Here is a 19,234-nt window from a genome sequence, read left to right on the forward strand (position 1 = left end):
ATATCCATAATATATACTACATTAAAAAGATAGTTCTCAATAAATATTTCCACCAGTAGTAAATATGATACCTGTTAGTGGATACTATTCAAAAGAAGTTATCATACACTATACACCTTGGGATAAGATTTTGACATTCTACAGCTGTTTAACATTAAAAATATCGTGGGTAGTGCTCGAATTATTATAATAACAAAATAATGCAATCTGCTTGACTTTTACTTTTTCCTGCTCATAATGAGGCATTATTTAAATTTTTACATTTTTTTTTGATTGAAATTTTGAAATTAAAAACATTTATCTAACTTTGCACCATCGAAAGGATAAAGGTTGACATGTCAATCGAATCTATAAGATAGATTGCTCGATAGTATAAGGGTAGTACGACAGTTTTTGGTACTGTTTGTCTTGGTTCGAATCCAGGTCGAGCAACTTTAAAAAGAAAAAAATGGATTGTTATAAAAACAATCCTTTTTTTTTAAGTCATTAGAAAGTAATTGGCAACATACAAACAGAAAATTCTATTCTAATCCACTATATCAAAAATAAAAAACCATGCCTTTGCAATTCAACACGGTTAAGTTATTCGCCGGTTCTGGCACTACAGAATTAGCAGAAAAAATCGCTACCTCCTACGGGAAACCTCTTGGAGATAAAACGTTATCTCGTTTTAGCGATGGAGAAATCCAACCTTTTTACAATGAATCAGTTCGTGGAAGCGATGTATTTATTGTTCAATCAACAAATCAACCAACAGACAATTTATTTGAATTATTGTTGATGATTGATGCAGCAAAGCGTGCTTCAGCCCATTACATTACTGCTGTAGTTCCTTATTTCGGTTTTGCACGTCAGGATCGTAAAGACAAACCACGCGTAGCCATTGGTGCTAAAATGATTGCTAATTTAATTACCGCAGCAGGTGCACACCGCATCATGACAATGGATCTACATGCGGCGCAAATCCAAGGTTTCTTCGATATTCCTGTTGATCACTTAGACGGTTCGATTATCTTTGTTCCTTACATCAAATCATTAAACCTTCCTAACTTAACGATTGCATCTCCAGACATGGGTGGTTCTTACCGCGCACGTACATTTGCAAAATTCTTCAATGCAGAAGTAATCATCTGCGACAAACGTCGTAAACGTGCCAACGAAATTGAATCAATGTCTATCATTGGTGATGTTACTGGTCAAGACGTTGTTTTGATTGACGATATCTGTGATACTGCAGGTACTTTATCAAAAGCAGCAGCTTTGATCATGGAAAGTGGCGCTAAATCTGTAAGAGCAGTATGTACACATGCTGTACTATCAGGTAAAGCTTACGAAACAATTGAAAACTCTGTATTATCTGAAATGATTGTTACCGATACCATTCAATTGGATCCAGAAAAAATGAAACAGTCGACTAAAATTAGAGTGTTATCTACTGCAGAATTATTTGGAAAAGCAATTAAGAATGTTAACCAACACGGTTCTATCTCTGATTTATTCGAAGTTGAATAAGTTAACCACTTAGAATTCAAAACATATAAAAACCTTTCTCTTTATGGAGGAAGGTTTTTTTTGTTATAATATTAGCAATTACAGTAACATTATAACAAAAAAAACATATCTTTGCACCTTAAAATTTAATCAAATTAAAGATGAAATCAATTGCTATTAGCGGTTCTGTAAGACAGAGCGTAGGGAAAAGAGATGCGAAAGAATTGCGTTACGAAGGTAATATTCCTGCAGTTCTATATGGTGGTTCTACACAAACTCACCTTTCTGTATCCGCAGCTGATTTGAAAGCAGTACTTTACACTCCAGAGGTTATCTTCATTGAATTAAACCTTGATGGAAAAACTGTAAAGGCTATCGTTCAAGACGCTCAATTCCACCCATTAACTGACTTAGTTACTCACGTTGACTTTTTAGAGTTGAATGATGAGAAAGAAGTTACTTTAAATATCCCTGTAACATTAACTGGTACTTCTCCAGGTGTTAAATTAGGAGGTAAATTAGTTCAAAAATTACGTAAATTACGTGTTAAAGCTTTACCTGGAAACTTACCTCAAGAAATTGCAGTTCCTATGGAATCTTTAGAAGTTGGTAAATCATTCCGCGTAGCTCAAGTAGTTTTAGAAAACGCTAAAGTTTTAAACAACTCTGACGATACGATCGTATCTGTTATCATGTCACGTGCTTTACGTCAAGCAGAAACAGAAGCTGCGAAAGCAACTAAAGGTGGTAAAAAATAATCTTTCGGGATTTATTAAACAGCTTATTAAAAGGCATCGAATTATCGATGCCTTTTTTTGTTAAGAAAAGTTTAGGGAATTAATTCTTAACACCATCTTAACATTGAATTTATCACGAATTAACAGTGTATCATTACTTTTGAGATCATCTTCAGGTCTCGACTTGTTTTATAAAAGTAATGAAAAAACACATTTTTGGATATCCTCAGATATTCCTGTTCTCCATCCTTATTTTGATTCAAAGTTGTGCTGATTCCGATCATGCGATCAAAATGAAAGGTTCAGACACCGAAGTGAACTTAGCTGTTAATCTTGCAGAAGAGTTCTCTAAGGAAAACGCTGATTTCAGTATAGCTATCTCCGGCGGAGGTTCAGGTCTAGGTATCACTGCTCTTCTCAATGGGCAGGCTGATATTGCAAATTCTTCACGTCCACTTACAGAGGACGAGATTGATCTCTTCAAAGAAAAAAATATTCCTTTAAGAACAGTTGTGTTTGCGGAAGATGCTACGGCATTTGTGGTGAATAAAGACAATCCTATTGACTCCATCAACCTAAAAGATCTAGCAGAAATTTTAGATGGTACACAGGATTCCTGGTCTAAATTGTCAAATAGCAATTTACCGATCACCATTTACGGTAGACAGAGTAGTTCTGGAACTTATTCTTTTGTCAAGAAAAAATTAAAAATCAAATTCAGTCAAGCAGCGAAGGAGATGACTGGTAATTCGCAGATTTTAGAAAGTGTAAAACTGGATAAATCTGGTATTGGGTATGTTGGTGCAGGTTATATCTCTCAAAACACCAATGTTCAGCAAGGAATAAAAGTTTTAAAAATCATTGATAAAACGAACACAGCTGTATCGCCATTAGACCAAGAGGCCATCCGTCAAAATCGATACTACTTCCAGCGTCCGTTATTCCAATTTATTCCGGAATCATCATGGGAAAAAGTAGAACCGTTCATTTCATTTGAAAAAAATACGAAAGGAAAAGCTTTAATCGAATCGTCGGGGTATTACGTTATTCATTAATAAAGGTTATGAAGTATAAAAATAGAATTTTAATTGATCGTGTCGCCCAGCACACTTTCAAATTGACAGGATATCTTGTGTTGGCACTTTTAGGTGGTATCTTCGGAATGTTACTCTACAATGCTATTTCTTTCTTTTTAGAAGTAAAACCATTGGATTTCCTAACAGGACGTGAATGGAACCCTACAGCTGCAATTCCTACCTATGGTATTTTACCATTGATCGTGAGTACAACAATTGTTGCATTTGGTGCTATGGTAATTGCGATCCCTTTGGGAATTGGTACAGCAGCTTACATTTCGGAATATGCAAGTCCTAAAGTTAAAAATATATTGAAACCCTTAATCGAAATGCTTGCTGCTATTCCTTCTGTTGTCATCGGTTTCTTAGGAATTGTATTGGTAGGACCCAAAATAGCATCGCTTACAGATCTTCCAAATGGACTAAATGCTTTAAACGGTTCTCTTTTACTTGCTATTATGGCATTACCGACCATCATCACAATTTCTGAAGATGCCATCCATGCTATTCCAAAAACTTATCGCGAAGGTAGCTATGCACTTGGCGCAAGTAAGTGGCAAACGTTGATCAAAATTACTATCCCAGCAGCAGCTCCCGGAATCATTGCAGCCGTTATGCTCGGACTTGGAAGAGCCATCGGTGAAACCATGACGGTATTAATGGCGACTGGGAATGCAGCCCTTTTTCCTGAGGATTTCTTTGATTCGGTCAAAACCATTACAGCAACAATTGCTATAGAAATGGGCGAAGTGCCTTTTCAGACAACACATTACTTTGCTTTATTTGCCATCGCAATTGTATTGTTCTTCATGACTTTAATAGCCAATCTGGTTGGTGAATATTTTATTAATCGTTTTAGAAAATATCATGCGGCTTAATTTTAAAAAAATAACTCCCATTATTGAATGGGGTTCATTATTACTTTCTACTGGATTAGTCTGTTTTTTCCTTATTGTCATCCTTTACGAAATTTTTTCAAAAGGCTGGTCTGCGATCTCGTGGTCTTTCATCACTGAATTACCAACCGATGGTATGACTAAAGGTGGCGTGCTTTCGCCAATAATCGGAACAGTTATCTTGACATTGATAACGGCGCTATTTGCAATTCCTTTTGGTGTCTGCTGTGCGATCTACTTAAATGAATATGCCAAAAACACATGGCTAACACGTACCATCAGAGCTTCTATACGTAACTTATCAGGTGTACCATCAATCATCTATGGTTTATTCGGATTAGCATTATTTGTGCAGGGCCTACATTTTGGAACTTCACTTTTATCTGCTGGTTTGACATTGGGGCTTTTATCCTTGCCCTATATCATAACGACAACGGAAGAGGCATTACTACGTATTCCTGCGAGTATGCGTGAAGCGGCACTTGCTGTAGGGGCTACAAAATTTGAATCGATTAAAGATGTTGTGCTTCCAGCTTCATTGCCCGGTATCCTCACGGGTGTTGTTTTGACATTATCGCGAGCGGCAGGTGAAACAGCGCCAATTTTGTTTACCGGTGTTGCATTTTACATTACAGATGTGTCTGTTAACACTAGTCAGGAATTTATGGCTTTGCCTTATCACCTTTACATGCTGTCGACACAGCATCAATCTATAGAAGAAGTGCGTCCATTGGCTTATGGAACTGCACTCGTACTTATTATCGTGGTTTTCTTAATGAATTTAACCGCATTTTACATTCGTTATAAATACAGAAAAAATGACCAATAATTTATATACCAAAGATCTGAATATCTGGTTTGGTTCTAAACATGTTTTAAAGGGAATTGATATTGAGTTTCCTGAGAAAAAAGTAACGGCATTGATCGGTCCTTCCGGATGTGGCAAAAGTACTTTACTTCGCTCCTTTAACCGCATGCATGACCTAGTTCCTGATGCTAGAATTGAAGGAACGGTCAGTATCGACGGTCAAAATATTTATGAAAAAGGTATCTCGGTTACGGATATACGCAAGAGAATAGGCATGGTTTTCCAAAAAGCGAACCCATTTCCAAAAAGTATCCAGGAAAATATCGCTTACGGTCTGAAGCTGAACAATCTAGACGCAAGTCCTGCTGTTATTCAAAAAGCTCTTGAAGAGGTATATCTGTGGGATGAGGTGAAAGATGATCTTAAAAAACCGGCAACCCGTTTATCTGGTGGACAGCAACAACGTCTGTGTATTGCCCGTGCAGTTGCACTTCGTCCTGATGTTATTTTAATGGACGAACCTTGTTCGGCTTTGGATCCGGTTAGTACCCTAAAAATAGAGGAGCTGATCCATCAGTTAAAAGAACAGTATACAATTGTTATTGTGACACATAATATGCAGCAGGCACAACGTGTGGCTGATAAAACGATCTTCATGTATCTGGGTGAAGTGAAGGAAGAGGGTGCTACTTATGATATCTTTAACAATCCGCAACATGAAATTACGAAAAACTATATTAGCGGACACTTTGGATAAGAACTGAGTGTGCTATTTTGTTTGTTAAAGCATGGAAGAACTATTGTATATGAAAAGGTTTCCTTACTTTTGCAGGCTAAGTATTAAACAATGAATTATCTTATCGTAGGATTGGGCAATATCGGAAGGGAATATGCCGACACACGTCATAATATCGGTTTTATGGTCGCAGATCAACTTGTTAAGGAAGCTAATGCTTCTTTTTCAACGTTAAAACTTGCGTCATATGCGGAGTATAAGCAACGGGGCCATAATGTATATGTAATCAAACCGACTACTTATATGAACTTAAGCGGTAAGGCAATGAATTATTACATGCAACTGCTGAAAGTTCCTATCGAAAATACGCTGGTTATTGTGGATGATCTTGCTATTCCTTTTGGATCCTTACGTATCAAGCCTAAGGGCTCTGCTGCAGGACATAATGGTTTAAAGTCTATTGAAGCACTATGTGGCGGGCAGGCATACCCGCGTCTGCGTTTTGGAATTGGTGATAATTATCCCAAAGGCAGACAGGTGGATTATGTGCTTGGGCCATTTGATCCTGAAGAGCAAAAAGAACTGCCACAGCTTATCGATCATGCTGTAAAGATGATCAATAGCTTTGTCAATATCGGTATTGAACTGACCATGACCAATCTGAATACAAAATAAAACAAAGCCGTTAACCTGTTAACGGCTTTGTTTCTTTTATAAAGCGATGCTCAAAAAAGCGCAAACGTTTGATATTCGAAAGCCTGGTTTTAATTTAAAATGATTTTCTACCTTTAAGCAGACTTAAATCAATATAAAACCGACTAAAGCATGTTTTATTTCCAAAAAACAAAGCAGAAATGTCTTACTATATTAGCCATTTTATTGCTTTCTCATCAGGTAGAGGCCCAGGATTCGCGTTATTCTATTATACCGAAACCAAGTGAGCTAACTGCTCAAAATGGAGCATTCTCTATAAACTCCGGCACCACAATATTCATCAATAAGGAAAATCGATCTGAAATACAGGAACTGGCAGGTTTAATAAAAATCGCTACAGATTTTGATCTTAAAATAGAACAGGAAAATATCCGTAAAAAAGGGATACACTTTGTTATTGATAAGAGTTTAAAAAACAGCTCGGCAGAAGGATATACCTTGGATATTAAATCGGATAATATCATTGTGAAAGCAAAAACTGCTACGGGTTTGTATTATGCGTCTCAAACACTCAGACAGCTGTTACCAAGTACGATTGAAAGCCAATCGGTAGTTAATAATGGTCAGTGGTCTATTCCCAACGTGTCGATAAGTGATATTCCGAGGTACAACTGGCGTGGCTATATGCAAGATGTAAGCCGGACATTTTATAGCGTGGATGTGATCAAAAAATATCTGGATGTAATGGCACTCTATAAACTGAATACTTTTCACTGGCATCTAACTGACGATCAGGGTTGGCGCATAGAGATCAAAAAATATCCTAAACTAACATCTGAAAAAGCAACAATTTTCCACCATACAACTCACCAACCTGCTGAAAGGAGTGGTTTCTACACTCAGGAGCAAATTAAGGATGTTGTGGCTTATGCCAAAGCAAGACATATCACGATTGTTCCTGAGATTGATGTTCCGGGACACTCCTGGCCAACGATTTTGGTATATCCGGAACTCGGCGTTAATAATAATAGCTACCCCAATCATGTATTTCCTTTTGTTTCTTCATGGGGATACTGGGGAAATCAATTTACACCGAATACTTTAGACCCAACAAAAGAAGCTGTTTATAAATTTCTTGATGATGTATTTACGGAAGTTACCGCATTATTTCCAGGCCAATACATACATTTCGGTGGTGATGAGGTACGACACGACCTATGGGAAAAGGAACAACACGTGATCGACTTCATGAAAAAGAATAATATTAAAACGGTTACTGAATTACAGAGTTACTTTGTGACCCGCGTTTCTAAAATTATCACGAGTAAAGGGAGAAAACCATTGGGATGGAATGATATCTTGACAGATGTTAAAAATCTACCTAAAGAAACAGCTATTATGAGCTGGCTCGGAGCTGATGCGATCAAAAAGGCTGTAGAAAATGGATTTGAAAGTGTAGCAACGCCAACTGATCCTTTGTATTTTGATATTACACAAGCAGATCGAAATGACGGTACTATGAGTGATCTAGCCTACGGTAATATCAATACGCTTGAAAAAGTATACGAGTATGATCCGAGTAAAGGATTAACTAAAGATGAGGAAAAACTGGTGTTAGGTGTACAGGCTAATCAATGGACTGCATTAACACAAGAACTAAAGGATATGAATATCCATAACTTCCCGCGCTTACTGGCACTAGCTGAGACGGGATGGACAGTGAAGAATAAAAAAGATTTTGCAGATTTTACAGCCCGATTGGAAAAACATTATGATCGATTGGACGAACTGAAAGTCGACTACTATAAAAAGGACGGTTTTACAGTAGCTAAGTGGAGTCCTGCAACAGTTACTGAAGAGTTTAAAGAAATGACAATTGACGTTACTAAGAAAGTGTATACTACTGGCCGCGTGCAGGCGGGCTTCCTCTTTACAGCAGGTAAAGACTTTTTGGAAATAGATGGTGTCGAACTTTTGGAAAATGGTCAGGTGATCAGTGCAGACAAACATCACGCATTAGCAGATAAATTTAGAGGGACAAATAAGATTAAACCATTCTTCTTCAATTTTGAAGTGAAACAGTACAATCCCAAAGCGAAATACACCGTCAGAGCTAAAGTAAGAAGTGTTGGTGGTACAGATTCTAATGGAAACTTTACTTTTAACCTAAGTCCTTATCAACCCTTCACAGTAGCTGAACCGAGATAAAAGTTCTTTCACAAAAAAGCCTCAAAATTTATGGATTTTGAGGCTTTTTCATAAACCATTAACATCAGGGTCATTTGATCACAATACGCGGATTTTGATCATCTTCACTGACCAGCAACTTAATTTCCTTACCATTCTTAATTACAGAGGCACTTGCACCCCGAACTGCTTTTTTATTAGTGGATGATTCTAATGCCAATAGTCCTATTATATTTTTCGACAACTCACTATTTTTTGCTGTTAAATCTGTAGCCATTACTTTCGTCACTGTTTTGGCGTCGACTTCCTTAAGATCCGATTCTCGGGCAACTTTTCCATTTATTACTAAAACATAACCGTCTTTTGGATCGATATTTCCTTTATTATCATTTAAAAACTTTTTTAGTTTTTCCTGTTGCAACGTTGTCGCATAAAAATCATCCGCTGACTTTTTGTATCCCGTAACCTTTATTTGATTAACTTGACCACCCTTTAGCATCTTAACAGAATCCTGACGGGTTCTTTCCTTGGAAATTTCACGATTAATTGTTTTTTTAACGTTGTCTTTTAAGGCATCTGGATTTTTCTCTGCAAATGATTTTGTCTTAATTAAAATAACACCATCTTTACCTTTATTACCATAGAGCGTTTGGGCATAAGGACTTTTTAATATTTCCATGGACTCTATAGAATTGGGGTCAATCTTATTTATATTTTCCGATATTTTACCATCAACTACAAATAATGGTTGAGGTTGATCAGGATTTAGCTTCCCTAAAGTCACCTTATCGGATTTGTCTGGGGCATATGTTAATTCAATTTTATTGGATTTATCATTAAAAGTATCCTTTCCGCTCACTATATTTTTTCCGGTGTTTATTTCTGAAGATGTCTTCCCTCCGAATTTAGTTGTAACCAAAACAACACCCTCTTTCCCTTTCTCTCCATACAGATCTATTGCAGCCTTATTTTTAAGCACAGTAATAGCCTCGATATCATTTGGATCTACACTATGAATATCATCAACTTTCTTTCCATCCAATATAAATAATACGTTTTTAGATAAAGATTTAATCTTTATCTTCGCACCCTGCTTAACCTTTACTCCATGAGCAGTAAACTTTGAGGTATCTGTCTTAATTCCAATAATTGAAACGGCTTCCTCTTTTACATTTACACCTATTACTTTTCCTTTTAACGTATCCTGAACTAAACCCGCTTCTTCAATGGTATTTTGCGCGGACTGACCAACGGATACTGCAGATTCTAAATCAATCTCTTTCGCCGAATCTGTCGCTTGCGTTATCTTAGCCTCTGCTTTATTTAGAGTAAATGCACCAGCTGTCAATACAAAAATAGGCAACATAAATGCGTACTTTCCGAGCTGTATTTTTGCAGATCTTTTTTTATTCATCATCATTATCCTTCGCTTTAGTGTCTTAAAACTAAACTGATTTCCTAATGTCGCCGACCCGCCGCTAGCATTGACACGTAGCAAGCTATACTGGTAGGTCTGTCTATCTACGCCATTATTGAGTACTTGCTGATCTGTTAGAAATTCCAAATTTTCACGGATTGCCTTTCGCATGAGCCATACAAAAGGATTGAACCAGCTGCTGATTAAAGTAAACTCACTGATCAGGATATCAATAGAATGCAAACCCTTTACATGAATATCTTCATGTTTAAAAATATCCATGAGCTCCGGTTCTGGATGATGATCTCTGTTAACGTATATTTTATTTAAAAACGAAAAGGGTACAATGGGTATAAAAACATTTCTAAAAAGATAAGATTGCCACTGTGCAGGTTCAGAATAAATATGAATTCGCAATAGGCTAATCATCTGAATTAAGAAGCGAATTGATAAAATCGTTACCCCTATGAAAAGTAAAAGGATCAATACATTATTTAAGGTAAAGACCGATTTGTCCACCTCTTGTCCGAGATCCATTGACCAATCCATCGCGATCTCCCCTACGGATGGAATTGGTTTTCTAAACCAGGATTGAATATCTAAGAACGGATAGGTAAATGAAAATAAAATACCTGTAATAAAATACATGCGGTTAAGCAGGTAAAATGTCAGATTCTTTAATAACAATACATATCCTAAGTATACAACACTTAGTAATACATTAATCTGGATCGCATAATTTAGGATATTTTCCATGGTTACTAGCTTTTATTTTCCTTGATCATTTGCATGATTTCTTCCAATTCGGATGCAGATAGCTTTTCTTCTTTCACAAAAAATGTAACCATCTCCTTATATGAATTCTTAAAATAGTCTCCTACGAAAGAGTGCATAAATGTCTCTTTATAATCTTCTTCAGAAATCAACGGTTCGTATCGATTTGCATTTGCATACTTAACTGACTTTACGAATCCCTTTTTTTCTAGATTTTTAACTGTAGAGGCCAATGTCGTATAGGGCATCTTCTCGCCTTTGATATTGTCCAAAATCTCTTTCACAAAACATGCCTTAAGATTCCAAATGGCCTGCATCGCCTGTTCTTCTTGTGCTGTTAACTTTTCCATACCTGATTATTAAACTACTAATTATACACAAGTCTACGAAATAATCGTAACAATTCAAATTAATAATTCTTTTTTTTTATTCTCTGGATTTTCAAATACTATTTCTCCATTGAAAAAAATGAAACACGCAATGTCAAAGCTGTCCTTGCTTATAGTTCAAGAGCATTATTATCAGAATTCAATATTGTGATCAAGTTCAAGATATCCACCTTGTCTAGTAATTCCCGATAAAAGTAAACTGTCAATAGATCTATGGCTGATAAACATGCTTTGACTGGGCCTGAATTAATATTCTAAATCCAAACCATATTCTATCATGCTATTCAAATCTTCAATAAATTTGAAAACAACTTACATTTATAATTGTGACAATTTTGTTAATAGCTAAAAACGCATTCAATTTTTTTTAGATTTGGTTCTATACATTTCATTACGATAAGGGTATTTCATTTATGGATTTCGATTTTAGGTTAAAAGTTTTTTACGTTGCGGCCAATACGCTCAACTTCACAAAAGCGGCATCAGAGCTTTTTATCTCACAGCCAGCTGTAAGTAAAAATATACAGGAGATTGAAAACTCCATTGGTACACCGTTATTTGAACGATTAGGCAACCGGCTTGCCCTTACTCCTGCTGGAAAGATTCTTTATAAACATGCGCAGGTCATTTTGGAACAATACAATCAGGCGACTTATGAAATCAACGAAATAACAGGAAAGCAAAATGGAAATCTCTTCCTGGGAATCAGCACAACGATTTCTCAATATGTAATTCCTAAAATGTTAGTGGAGTTTAATCTCCATTTTCCACAAAATGAAATAAAAGTCACGCAGGCTAATTCAAAACGGGTTGAGCAACTTCTTATCAAGAACGAAATTCATCTGGGGATTACAGAGGGATTGCCAGATAATAGATCATTAAAATTCACACCCTATATCAAAGATGAAATTGTTTTGGTCACCCGCAATACTAATCCTTTATGTAAAGAAGAGAGATTTGTCTTAAATGACATCTATAAATTAGCACTCGTATTCCGGGAACCTGGATCTGGAACTCGTGATATCATCGATTGCAAATTGAAAGAAGCTGGAATTTCGTTACAGCATCTCCATACAGAAATTATTTTATCATCCTCCGAAAGTATTAAAAGGTATCTAAAATACAGCAATACAGCGGCATTTCTTTCGATCCATGCGATACAAGAAGAGCTTAAAAACGGTGATTTAAAAATCATTGAGTTAGAAGATTTTAGCATAGAGCGTTATTTCTACATCACCCATTTGGTTGGAGGACTTGCGGGCCTTCCATTAAAATTCATGAACTTTATTCAACAGCATAAGGGTAAAATCTACTCATAACATTTCGTTATAACAGATAATAATTATGAATTATAACAGCATTCTGTAATAGGGTACATTTGTTTAAAACCTAGTATGAATGGAAGAGGATATTAAAAAAATTAGGAGGAGTAGCAATACCATTATTATCGTGACGAGCATATTATTATGCTTCATTGTTTTATCTGCTTATATGACAAATGCTTTAGCGCATAAATCTCCTGATAAAGAGTCTGAACAGAGCGAAATAATTAACCATGTTGATCAATTAAAACTGACACCTTATGCTGACAATGCCGAAGATAAAATGGCAAGCTATGGTGAAAAACTGATAAGGGAGACTTACAACTATTTTTATGAAAAAGATGGAAGTAAAATTGGTAATCATCTAGCCTGTACCAATTGCCACCTCAATGGCGGAACAAAATCATTTGCGGCTCCCTATGTAGGGCTTACAGGTGTTTTCCCGATTTACATTGGCAGAGAAGATAAAGTGGAATCACTAGAAGAGCGTATCAACGGTTGTTTTGAACGTAGCATGAACGGAAAAGCTATTGATGTGAACAGTACCGAAATGAGGGCAATTGTTACCTATATTAAACATATCAGTAAAGATACGCCAATTGGAAAGCGAATTACTGGGCAGGGATTTGTCAAAGTGACCATTCCGGAAAGAGCTGCCGATCAAAAGAATGGAGCTACTGTCTTTCAACAGCATTGCCAAAGTTGCCATGGTACAAATGGAGAAGGCCAAAAACTTGCTGGAACTAAAGGATATCAATATCCACCTCTATGGGGAAATGATTCCTACAATGATGGTGCAGGAATGGCACGTATGTTAACAGCAATGAAATTTATCAAAGCAAATATGCCTTTAGGTGCTACTCACGACAGTCCGATTTTAACAGATGAACAGGCATTTGATGTGGCTGCTTATATCAATTCTTTTTCTAGACCAATCAAAGCAAATAAGGAAAATGACTATCCTAACTTAGCAAAAAAACCAAAAGACTCACCTTATCCACCTTATAACGACGAGATAAGTGCAATACAACATAAATTCGGTCCTTTTAATTTTTAAAAAATGAATAAAACAATTATGATTATGATCCTTGCTATCTGTAGCATGGGTAAATTAGCGGCACAAACGCAAGAGGAAGCATTGGTGAAAAATGCGTCCTTTCAAGGAGCTGTTGCTGAAAAAAAATCGTATCATGCGATCTACCAATTGGATAGCAATGATCCAAAAACAATTGAGAAAGCAATTCGCAACATCAACAATGTGTTGGACGATCCACGATTAAAAGGAAAATTAACGCTTGAACTGATTGCTTTTTCTGGTGGTACTGAGGCATTTTTAAAAAGTACTTCTAAATATGAAGAACAGTTCAAAAAACTAATCGCAAGAGGGGTCCAAGTAGCACAATGTACCAACTCGTTAAAAGAACGTAATCTGACCAAGGAACAACTGTTTGATTTCATCGGTTATGTTCCCAGCGGTAATGGTGAATTGGTGATCAGAGCTCATCAAGGCTGGACAATTGTTAAACCATAATTTGAAAACAAGACATGCAAAAACTCGCTAAAACTATACTTGCTTTGTTACTTGGAACTTCATGTTCCTATGCACAAGATCATCAATTTCATCCTCCTTGGAATACCCCTCCTGAATCTGCTGTTAATTTTACGATCCCTGGAATTGACAACATCCCTGATCTTTATGGTGAAATTGAAAATCCACAATTGGTTATTTTCTTTGCCGGAAACCAGTTTATGGTTATCGATGATCTTATCAAAACTTTCAAGAAAGAACATCCACAGTACGAGCGCATATTTGTCGAAACATTACCTCCGGGAATACTGGCAAAACAAATTCAAGGTGGATCACTAACAATCGGCAATTTGAAGATTACGCACACGCCAGATATTTACACTGCGGGTCAAAGACGGATCACAGAGATGGCTGACTATTTTGATCAGACTATTGCTTATGCAACCAACAAACTTACCTTAATGGTTCCAAAGGGTAATCCGAAAAACATCAAATCCTTGAAGGATTTAAAACGTAAGGATGTTCGTATCAGCATGCCGAATCCAGCTTGGGAAGGTGTTGGCGAGCAGATAAAAACCGCTTATCGCAAAGTTGGTGGAGAAGAACTCGTACATACCATTATGGAAGACAAGGTTGCAGATAAATCTACTTATCTCACTAAAATACATCATCGAGAGAGTCCACTTCGAATATTAGAAGGTCAAGCCGATGTTGCTCCAGTATGGTACTCAGAGGCATTTTTTCAAAAAATGATCAAACATCCGGTAGAAAGTATTACCATTCCGGATAATGAAAACATTACGGCGAAATATATGGCTGGTAAATTGAAAAAATCTAAAAATAAACAAGCTGCTAGTGATTTTATGGCTTACCTCCAATCAGATTCTGCAAAAAACATTTATAAAAAATATGGTTTTCAGGTAGATTAAGCTTTAGCATTGCCTAAATTTTGTTTCAGGTTTCTGCGTGGAAGAATCAAAAAAGTCTTTCCTTTTATACTCATCGAAGAGGCAAATTGGAAGGGCTTTTTTTGTATTATGTGCATAAGCAACATTATGCTTAAAAAATTAGATTTTTACCTTATCAGCCAATTGAAAACTTTTGGATAAACAAATGGCGCGTATCAGTAATAACTAAGATTTTTAATTAAAAATAATGTCAAAAATGCTTAGATTATGGCATTATTATTACGAAAACCTAGTATATTAGCCCTCAATTTTATTACATTTGCATAAACACATGATAACATAAGAAGCTTATGTCTGAAACAGCATCTATTATTTTAAATGGTTCGTCATACGAATTTCCAGTTATTACTGGTACAGAAAACGAAAAAGCAGTTGACATCTCTAAATTGAGAGATCAATCTGGATATATTACATTAGATCCAGGTTTTAAAAACACTGGTGCAGCAAAAAGTGCTGTCACTTTCCTTGATGGTGAGACAGGTATTTTAAGATACCGTGGCTACCCTATCGAACAATTAGCGGAGAAATCAACTTTCTTGGAAGTTGCTTATTTATTGATATACGGAGACCTTCCAACAAAAGCAGTTTTAGAACAATTCAGAACGGACATCAAATCACAGATGATGATTCATGAAGACATGAAAAACTTCTTTGCAGGCTTTCCTTCAAAATCCCATCCAATGGGACAATTATCTTGTCTAGTTGGAGCTTTATCAGCATTTTACCCTGAATCTTTAGATCCAAATCCAACACCTGAAGAAGAAGACAAAACAATTATCAATTTATTGGCTAAAATGCCTACGATTGTTTCTTGGATTCAAAAGAAATCTTTAGGTCATCCTGTTGTATATCCTAAAACTAATTTAGGTTATATCGACAACTTCTTAAATATGATCTTTGGTGAAGTCAATCAGGATAAAACTTTTGATCCAGTTGTGATTGATGCAATGCATAAATTATTGATTTTGCATGCTGACCACGAACAGAACTGTTCGACTTCTACAGTACGTATTGTAGGTTCATCAAACGCAAATTTATATGCTTCTATTTCTGCTGGTATCAATGCCCTTTGGGGACCGTTACATGGTGGAGCAAACCAAGCTGTAATTGAAATGCTTGAAGCGATCAAAAATGATGGCGGAGATGCTGAAAAATATTTAGCGAAAGCAAAAGATAAAAATGATCCTTTCCGTTTGATGGGATTCGGTCACCGTGTCTATAAAAACTTCGATCCTCGTGCTAAAATCATTAAAAAAGCATGTGATGATATCTTAGAAAAATTAGGTGTTAATGATCCTGTTTTAGATATCGCTAAAAAATTAGAAGAAGCGGCATTAAATGATCAATACTTCATCGATAGAAAATTATATCCAAATGTTGATTTCTACTCAGGTATTATTTACCGTGCATTAGGATTCAACTCGGAAATGTTTACCGTATTATTTGCTTTAGGTCGTCTTCCGGGATGGATTGCACAATGGAAAGAAATGCGTGAAAACAAAGAACCTATCGGTCGTCCAAGACAAGTATATACTGGTCCGACGGAACGTGATTATGTTGAAATAACACAACGTTAATTCTTAAAATATTTTAATAAAAAAGCATCTTTCGAGATGCTTTTTTTATTTCCATAAACAAATGTCTATTAAACCAGTATATAATTTGTTTTTCCTTCTCTTAATTCATACCTTTTCATTAAATTTGCCTACTAGAATTTCACTTATTAATAATCATTACAAATAAGAATTGTTAGATTTATTCATCCATATCCTTGTTCCTGTTGCTATATTCATGTTTATAGCAGTTTTTACGTTGTTTGCGGTATATGCGGAACGTAAAATTGCAGGCTTTGTTCAAGATAGACTTGGTCCTATGGAAACGGGAAAATATGGATCTCTCCAGACCATAGCAGATATTTTAAAGCTACTACAAAAGGAATTGATTACTCCGCTACTAGCGGATAAAATTTTATTCCGCATGGCTCCTATTGTTATTTTCGTAGCTGTTTTCACGGGGTTTTCTGTTATGCCATGGTCTAAGGATTTTATCCCAGTCAATACACATACTGGCTTATTCCTAATTATGGCTATAGTCTCCATAGATGCTATTGGTATCTTAATGGCCGGTTGGGGTTCTAACAATAAATTTTCATTGCTTGGTTCTATGCGTGCAATTGCACAAATGGTTTCTTATGAAATTCCTGTAGGATTATCCTTGATCGCAGCCGTGATGCTTACGCAGACGCTAAATCTGAATGATATTGCGACGAATCAAGGTGTATTATCAACAGAAGAAATCAAGTTTTTAGGTATTTGGTCTATTAAAAATGTCGGTGGTATATTTGCCTGGAATATTTTTCAAGCCCCCCATATGATCGTCACCTATATTATATTTTTTATAGCGACTTTAGCAGAGTGTAACCGTGCTCCTTTTGATATTCCGGAAGCAGAATCAGAACTTGTTGGTGGCTTTCATACCGAATATGGGGGGATACAGTTTGCATTTTTATTTCTAGCTGAATATGCTATGATGTTTCTGGTATCCATGTTGGGTGTAGTTTTATTCTTAGGCGCTTGGAATACACCTCTTCCGAATATTGGCCCATTAAAACTGGCTGACTGGACAACAGGCTTTGGCTGGGGAATATTTTGGACTTTTTCCAAATCCCTCTTTTTAGTTGGGGTACAAATGTGGATCAGATGGACTTTACCGCGCTTACGTGCCGATCAACTGATGAATTTATGCTGGAAGGTTTTAACACCTCTCGCGTTTTTATGTATGGCTATATCAGCGATCTGGAGAATTTTAGTAATTGTTTAATTTGGTTAATTCGATATGATATTCAAAACGGCTTTTCATGCATTAACAACTGCTTTCAAGGGACTATCTTTGACAGTAAAGCATCTGTTTGGTGCTCGAAAGGCACGTCAAGAACTGGATATTACAAAAGATAATTATTTTGATAAACAGGATGGTATTGCAACAGTGCAGTATCCGAAAGTCAAAATGCCCATTCCTGAAGTTGCGCGATACCAGCTTGAAGTTGAGATCGACGACTGCATTGTCTGTGATTTATGTGCGAAGGCTTGTCCTGTAGATTGTATCGCAATTGAAGCGATCAAATCTCCGGAAGCAATCGGAAAAACTTCAGATGGTAGTGTCAAACGTCTTTACCCCGCTCAGTTTGATATTGACATGGCAAAGTGTATGTACTGTGGATTATGTACGGTTGTATGTCCAACAGAATGTATCACGATGACAAATCAATATGACCGCAGTTCAACGAAATTAACGGATCTGATTTATGGATTTTCGGATATGACCGACGATCAAGTTGCGCAAAGAAAATCTGAATGGACCAAATTTCAAGCTGAAAAGGAGGCAGCAAAATCAAAATAATGACTTTAGAGCTTTTTTTATTTTATGCTTTTGCACTTTTAGCTGTAGGTTCTGCCTTATTAGTAGTAAGCTTAAAAAATATAGCACGCGCGCTATTTTTATTTTTTGTTGTTTTATTTGCTATGGCCGGACTTTACTTATTTGCTTTAGCAGACTTTGTTGCTATTACGCAAATCATGGTATATGTAGGCGGTGTATTAATCTTATTGCTTTTTGCATTTATGCTTTCTAACAAAGAGCTGTTGCAAGATTTACAGCAAACAACAGGTTCTTTATTCTCCCTACCGACATGGAAGGTGCTACCTGTTGCTCTCGCCTTTTTTGGAGTCATGATTTTTGGCATTCTGGAATGGCAAGAATCTTTCCCAGCTTGGATGGCAACAGCTATCCAAAATAATACGGTTATCAAAAGTACAGACAATAATATCCATCAATTAGGTATTAAGTTTATGACCCAGTACGTGCTTCCATTTGAAGTTATTTCCATCTTTTTGATGATGGCTTTGATCGGAGCATCACATCTTTCACGAAAGGATTTACAAAAATGATCACCTTAACACACTTTCTAGTTGTCTCGGCCTGTATTTTTTGTATTGGCCTATATGCTGTTCTTGCAAAGAAGAACGCCATTATGATTTTAGTTGGCATTGAATTGATGATCAATGCGGCTATCCTCAATTTTGTAGCTTTCGGAAAGTATGATAAAATTAATTATGGGGGCCAAATATTTGCACTGTTTGCCATCGTACTTGCTGCGGCTGCTGTTGCAATTGGATTGGCCATCATTTTAAATGTATACCGACAATACAGAAGCATTAATCCGGATCAAATTCGTGAATTAAAAGACTAGCA

19 protein-coding genes are annotated in these 19,234 nt (G+C 36.4%); 17 read left to right on the forward strand and 2 right to left on the reverse strand.

The genetic code is table 11. The features are described 5' to 3' along the window. The first annotated feature begins 555 nt into the window (after positions 1-555). The 8 genes from WH188_RS23155 (at position 556) to WH188_RS23190 (ending at position 8,606) form a co-directional block, all read left to right on the forward strand. Positions 556-1,512: a ribose-phosphate pyrophosphokinase gene (locus tag WH188_RS23155; RefSeq protein WP_021188717.1), complete on the forward strand. Its 957-nt coding sequence runs from the start codon at positions 556-558 to the stop codon at positions 1,510-1,512. Between the two features lie 140 nt (positions 1,513-1,652). After that, on the forward strand, positions 1,653-2,249 hold the full coding sequence (locus tag WH188_RS23160; protein WP_021188716.1) for a 50S ribosomal protein L25/general stress protein Ctc: 597 nt from the start codon (positions 1,653-1,655) through the stop codon (positions 2,247-2,249). A gap of 179 nt (positions 2,250-2,428) precedes the next feature. Next, positions 2,429-3,283 carry a substrate-binding domain-containing protein gene (locus tag WH188_RS23165; protein ID WP_168127544.1) on the forward strand — a complete coding sequence of 285 codons (855 nt, stop codon included), beginning with the start codon at positions 2,429-2,431 and terminating at the stop codon, positions 3,281-3,283. A gap of 8 nt (positions 3,284-3,291) precedes the next feature. Beyond that, positions 3,292-4,182 carry a phosphate ABC transporter permease subunit PstC gene (gene pstC, locus WH188_RS23170; protein WP_021188714.1) on the forward strand — a complete coding sequence of 297 codons (891 nt, stop codon included), beginning with the start codon at positions 3,292-3,294 and terminating at the stop codon, positions 4,180-4,182. Next, complete coding sequence (gene pstA / locus WH188_RS23175; RefSeq protein ID WP_132769038.1) at positions 4,172-5,029, forward strand: phosphate ABC transporter permease PstA; 858 nt, start codon at positions 4,172-4,174, stop codon at positions 5,027-5,029. Before pstC ends, pstA begins: the two co-directional genes overlap by 11 nt. Beyond that, on the forward strand, positions 5,019-5,765 hold the full coding sequence (pstB, locus tag WH188_RS23180) for a phosphate ABC transporter ATP-binding protein PstB (protein ID WP_132769040.1): 747 nt from the start codon (positions 5,019-5,021) through the stop codon (positions 5,763-5,765). Before pstA ends, pstB begins: the two co-directional genes overlap by 11 nt. Before the next feature lie 90 nt (positions 5,766-5,855). Further along, a complete protein-coding gene (pth, locus tag WH188_RS23185; protein WP_168127545.1) occupies positions 5,856-6,419 on the forward strand; it encodes an aminoacyl-tRNA hydrolase in 564 nt (187 codons plus the stop codon). A 150-nt stretch (positions 6,420-6,569) separates the two neighbouring features. Beyond that, positions 6,570-8,606, forward strand: a complete 2,037-nt coding sequence (locus tag WH188_RS23190) for a beta-N-acetylhexosaminidase (RefSeq protein ID WP_168127546.1) — start codon at positions 6,570-6,572, stop codon at positions 8,604-8,606. A gap of 70 nt (positions 8,607-8,676) precedes the next feature. Here the strand turns inward: WH188_RS23190 and WH188_RS23195 are convergent, their stop codons facing one another. Together WH188_RS23195 and WH188_RS23200 are read right to left on the reverse strand one after the other, a co-directional pair. After that, positions 8,677-10,758 carry a M56 family metallopeptidase gene (locus WH188_RS23195; RefSeq protein WP_168127547.1) on the reverse strand — a complete coding sequence of 694 codons (2,082 nt, stop codon included), beginning with the start codon at positions 10,756-10,758 and terminating at the stop codon, positions 8,677-8,679. A gap of 5 nt (positions 10,759-10,763) precedes the next feature. Continuing rightward, on the reverse strand, positions 10,764-11,126 hold the full coding sequence (locus WH188_RS23200) for a BlaI/MecI/CopY family transcriptional regulator (protein ID WP_021188707.1): 363 nt from the start codon (positions 11,124-11,126) through the stop codon (positions 10,764-10,766). 452 nt (positions 11,127-11,578) lie between these two features. Between WH188_RS23200 and WH188_RS23205 the strand changes: the two genes are divergently transcribed. The 9 genes from WH188_RS23205 to nuoK all read left to right on the forward strand — a co-directional run bounded on the left by WH188_RS23205 (position 11,579) and on the right by nuoK (position 19,232). After that, a complete protein-coding gene (locus WH188_RS23205) occupies positions 11,579-12,484 on the forward strand; it encodes a LysR family transcriptional regulator (RefSeq protein ID WP_132769046.1) in 906 nt (301 codons plus the stop codon). Between the two features lie 79 nt (positions 12,485-12,563). Then, positions 12,564-13,544: a c-type cytochrome gene (locus tag WH188_RS23210; RefSeq protein WP_132841227.1), complete on the forward strand. Its 981-nt coding sequence runs from the start codon at positions 12,564-12,566 to the stop codon at positions 13,542-13,544. Between the two features lie 3 nt (positions 13,545-13,547). Then, positions 13,548-14,018, forward strand: a complete 471-nt coding sequence (locus WH188_RS23215; protein WP_021188704.1) for a DsrE family protein — start codon at positions 13,548-13,550, stop codon at positions 14,016-14,018. A 14-nt stretch (positions 14,019-14,032) separates the two neighbouring features. Further along, positions 14,033-14,944 carry a molybdate ABC transporter substrate-binding protein gene (locus WH188_RS23220; RefSeq protein ID WP_168127548.1) on the forward strand — a complete coding sequence of 304 codons (912 nt, stop codon included), beginning with the start codon at positions 14,033-14,035 and terminating at the stop codon, positions 14,942-14,944. Between the two features lie 329 nt (positions 14,945-15,273). Next, the gene (locus tag WH188_RS23225) at positions 15,274-16,560 is read left to right on the forward strand and encodes a citrate synthase (protein WP_132769051.1); all 1,287 of its coding nucleotides are present in this window, start codon (positions 15,274-15,276) and stop codon (positions 16,558-16,560) included. A gap of 169 nt (positions 16,561-16,729) precedes the next feature. Continuing rightward, positions 16,730-17,803, forward strand: a complete 1,074-nt coding sequence (locus WH188_RS23230; RefSeq protein WP_237682819.1) for a complex I subunit 1/NuoH family protein — start codon at positions 16,730-16,732, stop codon at positions 17,801-17,803. Between the two features lie 15 nt (positions 17,804-17,818). Beyond that, positions 17,819-18,382 carry a 4Fe-4S binding protein gene (locus tag WH188_RS23235; RefSeq protein ID WP_132769054.1) on the forward strand — a complete coding sequence of 188 codons (564 nt, stop codon included), beginning with the start codon at positions 17,819-17,821 and terminating at the stop codon, positions 18,380-18,382. Further along, positions 18,382-18,930 (forward strand): NADH-quinone oxidoreductase subunit J family protein, encoded by a 549-nt coding sequence (locus WH188_RS23240; RefSeq protein WP_132769056.1) that lies wholly within the window; start codon positions 18,382-18,384, stop codon positions 18,928-18,930. The genes WH188_RS23235 and WH188_RS23240 overlap by 1 nt, the downstream gene beginning before the upstream one ends. After that, entirely contained in the window at positions 18,927-19,232 is a 306-nt protein-coding gene (gene nuoK / locus WH188_RS23245) for an NADH-quinone oxidoreductase subunit NuoK (protein ID WP_339424688.1), read from the forward strand. The genes WH188_RS23240 and nuoK overlap by 4 nt, the downstream gene beginning before the upstream one ends. Positions 19,233-19,234: the final 2 nt, after the last annotated feature.

Source organism: Sphingobacterium sp. MYb388, from assembly GCF_037479535.1.
Classification (GTDB): Bacteria; Bacteroidota; Bacteroidia; order Sphingobacteriales; family Sphingobacteriaceae; genus Sphingobacterium; species Sphingobacterium anhuiense.